The sequence below is a fragment of the Corallococcus sp. CA054B genome (assembly GCF_003611625.1).
Classification (GTDB): domain Bacteria; phylum Myxococcota; class Myxococcia; order Myxococcales; family Myxococcaceae; genus Corallococcus; species Corallococcus coralloides.
In genome coordinates this window covers 1-3,979 of record NZ_RAVY01000351.1, presented here as the reverse complement: position 1 = coordinate 3,979, position 3,979 = coordinate 1, and the positions used below count along the sequence as shown (strand labels likewise).

The window sequence follows — 3,979 nt, the reverse complement described above, 5'->3', positions numbered from 1 at the left end:
GCCCCAGGCTGCCCCCCAGGCTTCGCCATGAACCTCCAGGACCTCAACCGAATCCGGCAGATTGCCCTCATCGCGGCCCGTCACGGCTTCGGCGAGGTGACCGAGCGCGCGGGCGTCTGGCGCCTGCTCGGCGGCCGCAAGGAGAAGGTGGAGGTCTCCGACGAGGCCCGCCGCGAGTCCACCGCGCGCCGCTTCCGCCTCTTCCTCTCGGAGCTGGGCCCCACGTTCATCAAGCTGGGCCAGGTGCTCTCCACCCGCGCGGACCTCTTGCCCGGGGAGTTCGTGGAGGAGCTGGCCACGCTCCAGGACAACGTGGAGGCCATCCCCCTGGAGCAGGTCCACGCGCAGATCCGCGGCGCCCTGGGCAAGGACGTGCAGGAGCTGTTCGCCCAGGTGGATCCGGAGCCGCTCGCCGCCGCGTCCATCGCGCAGGTGCACCGCGCGGTGACGCTGGACGGCGAGGAGGTCGTCATCAAGGTCCAGCGCCCCGGCATCGCCCAGCGCATCGACGCGGACCTGGGCGTGCTGCGCTCGCTGGCGCGCCTCCTGGAGGCCGTGGTGGAGGAGACGGGCATCTACTCGCCCTCCGGCATCGTGGACGAGTTCGACCGGGCCATCCACGAGGAGCTCGACTTCATCAACGAGGCCACCAACATCCGCGCGTTCCTGGAGAACCACAAGGACCGCCCGTACCTCAAGATTCCGCGCGTGCACGCGGCGCTCTCCAGCCGCACCGTGCTCACCATGGAGTTCATCCGCGGGGAGAAGATCAACCCCGCCGCCCTGCCGGAGGCGGACCGCAAGCAGATCGCCCAGCACATCCTGGAGGCCAGCTTCCGCCAGCTCTTCGACGACGGCCTGTTCCACGGCGACCCGCACCCCGGCAACGTGCTGCTCATGGAGGGCAACCGGCTGGCGCTGCTGGACTTCGGCGTGGTGGGCCGGCTCACCCGCCCCATGCAGGAGACGCTGGTGATGCTGTGCCTGGCGGTGGCGCTCAAGGACAGCGACTCCGTGGCGCGCATCCTCTACCGCGTGGGCGTGCCGGACGCGCGCGCCAACCTGATGGGCTTCCGCAACGACATCGACTCCATCCTGGGCCAGCACCTGCCCACCACGCTGGGTCAGGTGGACGCGCGCACGCTCCTGCGCGACCTGCTGGACCTGGCCGTGAAGTACCGCATCCGCATCCCCAAGGAGTACGCGCTGCTGTCGCGCGCCTCCGTCTCCACCGAAGGCATGCTGCGCGGGCTCTACCCGGAGCTGAACATCATCGAGGTCGCGCTGCCGTACGCGAAGGAGCTGATGGCGGGCCGCTATGATCCGACCCAGCTCCAGGGCGGCCTGATGCGCACGCTCTTGCGCTTCCAGTCCATGGCGCAGGACCTGCCCACGCAGCTGTCGCAGATCCTGCTGGACCTGGAGACGGGCAAGTTCAGCGTCACGGTGCGCGCGGAGCAGTTCGACAAGCTCAACGAGAACCTGCGCAGCGTGGCCGTCATCGCCTTCCTGGGCCTGTGCGCGTGCGGATTCATCGTGGGCGCGTTCATCGCCTTCGCGCCCCGGCCGCCCATGTACGGGAACGTGCCGGTGCTGGGCATCGTCGGCATCGCGCTGGCGGCGGCCCTCTTCGGCGCGGTGCTCACCTGGTACCTGTTCGGCGGCCGGTTCGGGAAGGTCAGCGTGACCCGCTTCCTCAAGAAGCGCAGGTAGCCAGAGGACCTCGCCGGCGCTTGGCACGGGGTGGGTGCGATAACGGCCCACCCCCTGGAGGGCAGGCGGGCTTGGGGAGCGCGTGTCACGCGAGCGCGAACGGATCCGTTGAGGGGTGCACAGTCAGGCGTGGCCCGGGTAGTCTGCGGGGCTTGTCGTCCTCCCCTCTTGCCCCCGTGCTCGACTTGTTCGCGAACCCAACCGCCGCCCGTCGTCCGTACCGCGCCCCGCTGGCCACGCTGTTCGCGGCCGCGCTCCTCGCCACCACCGCCGGTTGTGCAGGCGGGCTCGATGACCCCGATCGCTTCACTGGCGGCACCGGCTCCTGCGCCCCCGGCACCACCGGCGCGAGCGTCATCCAGGCGCAGTGCTTGTCGTGTCACTCCACGGACTCCAATGGGTCCGCGGGCGGCGGCCTGGACTTGCAGGCATCCGGCCTCCCCGGGCGGCTCTACACCACCAACTCGGCGTGCAACAACGCGCCGCTGGCGGACAGCGCCAACCCGTCCCAGTCCTTCTTCCTGAAGAAGCTCACGGCGTCGCCGGGCTGCGGCGCGCGGATGCCGCTGGGCTCGTCGCTGAACGCCGCGGACACCGCGTGCGTCACCGAGTGGCTGGTCGCCGGAAAGCCGGGCTCCCCGTGATGACGCGCACCCGATACGCCTCCGCCGCGGCCTTCCTGGGCGCGGCCCTGCTGCTCGCCCCCGCCGCGTACGCCGCGCCGAAGAAGGCGGCCGCGAAGACGGCGCAGTCCGCGAAGAAGAAGGCCCAGCAGCCCGCGGAGGCGCGCCGCGTGGCGGTGCTCGCCTCCGGTCCGCACGCGGAAGCCGCGCGCGACGCGCTGGAGGCGGAGCTGGCCCGCCGTCCGGCCCGCTACGAAATCGTCCCCGAGTCCGCGGTGCGCGCCGCGGCCTCGCGCCTGGGCCGGGATCCGACGCAGCCCGCTGGCGCCGCCGCCGTGGCGAGCGAGCTGGGCCTGAGCGCGGTGCTGGTGGCGGACTCGTCCACCGTGGGCAAGAAGCACCAGGTGCGCGTCACCGTGCGCAACGGCAAGGACGGCAAGGCGCTGGCCTCGCCCGCCGCCGCGAAGCCCGCCACGCCGAAGCTGGTGCCCGTGGCGGTGAAGCGCCAGTGGACGGCGCTGGAGCGCGGCCTGCAGAAGTCCAGCGCGCCGGAGGCCGCCCCGGTGGCGCCTCCGCAGCCCCCCACGCCGGTGGAGCCGGAGCCGGCGGTGAAGCCCGCGGCGCCCATCGCGGAGACGCCCGCGCCCACGAAGCCGCCCGCCGCGGAGCCCATCCGCAAGCCGGTGGCCGCGGCGCCCAAGGAGCCCAAGCAGACCAAGGCTCCGGAGAAGGAAGAGGACTCCCTCTCCACGGAGGCGGAGCGGGCCTCGGCGCCCATCGTGGAGGGCGCGCTGGGTGTGAAGCTGCTCGGCCGGTCGCTGCGCTACAAGGACGACGTGTTCGGCGTGCTGCGGCCGTACACGCTGGGCCCGGACGTGGGCGGCTTCGCGCTGCCGGGCGCGCCCCAGGTGGCGGGTGACGTGACGGTCTATCCGCTCGCGGCCTTCCAGAAGGGCGCGCTGGCGCGGCTGGGCATCACGGGCGCCATTGATCAGTCCTTCGGGCTGAAGTCCACGGGCTCCACGGGCGCGGTCTCCTACCCCACCACGGCGCGCGAGTGGCAGGCGGGCCTGCGCTACGTGATTCCCTTCGGCGAGGCGCAGCGCCACGGCTTCGAGATCACCGGCACGTACGGAATGAACACGTTCCGCATCGACGCGGTGGACGGCGAGCGGCCGTTGGACCTGCCCAACGTGGAGTACAAGACGGCGGGCCTGGGGCTGGGCGTGCGGGCGGCGCTGTCGGAGAAGTTCGACTTCAACTTCCGGCTCGGCTACCAGCACCCGCTGGACTCCGGCGAGCTGTCCTCGGACGCGTGGTTCCCGCGCATGTCCGCGGGCGCCGTCACGGGCAGCGCCACGCTGGCGTACCGGCTCAACCGCATCCTGGACGTGAGGGTGAAGGCGGACCTGCGCCGCTACTTCTTCAAGTTCAACCCGGAGCCGGGCGATCCGTACGTCGCCGGTGGCGCCGTGGATCAGTACCCCGGCCTGTCGTTCCAGCTGGGCTTCCGCTACTAGTACACCGGCACAGAGGTTTTGACCGGTTGATATAGGCCCTGCCTATCGCAGGACAGGCAGGGCCTCCGGCCGCACAAGCAGTTCGATGCTACGCGCCTTGCCAGCGCTGCGCCGGATGAGGCC

3 protein-coding genes are annotated in these 3,979 nt (G+C 71.6%); all 3 read left to right on the top strand.

The window, feature by feature from the left end; translation table 11 throughout:
* Positions 1-27 precede the first annotated feature (27 nt).
* On the top strand, positions 28-1,713 hold the full coding sequence (locus tag D7V80_RS40385) for an AarF/ABC1/UbiB kinase family protein (protein ID WP_120593080.1): 1,686 nt from the start codon (positions 28-30) through the stop codon (positions 1,711-1,713).
* A gap of 152 nt (positions 1,714-1,865) precedes the next feature.
* On the top strand, positions 1,866-2,357 hold the full coding sequence (locus D7V80_RS40380) for a hypothetical protein (protein ID WP_158616780.1): 492 nt from the start codon (positions 1,866-1,868) through the stop codon (positions 2,355-2,357).
* Positions 2,357-3,856, top strand: a complete 1,500-nt coding sequence (locus D7V80_RS40375; RefSeq protein ID WP_120593078.1) for a TonB-dependent receptor — start codon at positions 2,357-2,359, stop codon at positions 3,854-3,856. Before D7V80_RS40380 ends, D7V80_RS40375 begins: the two co-directional genes overlap by 1 nt.
* Positions 3,857-3,979 lie beyond the last annotated feature (123 nt).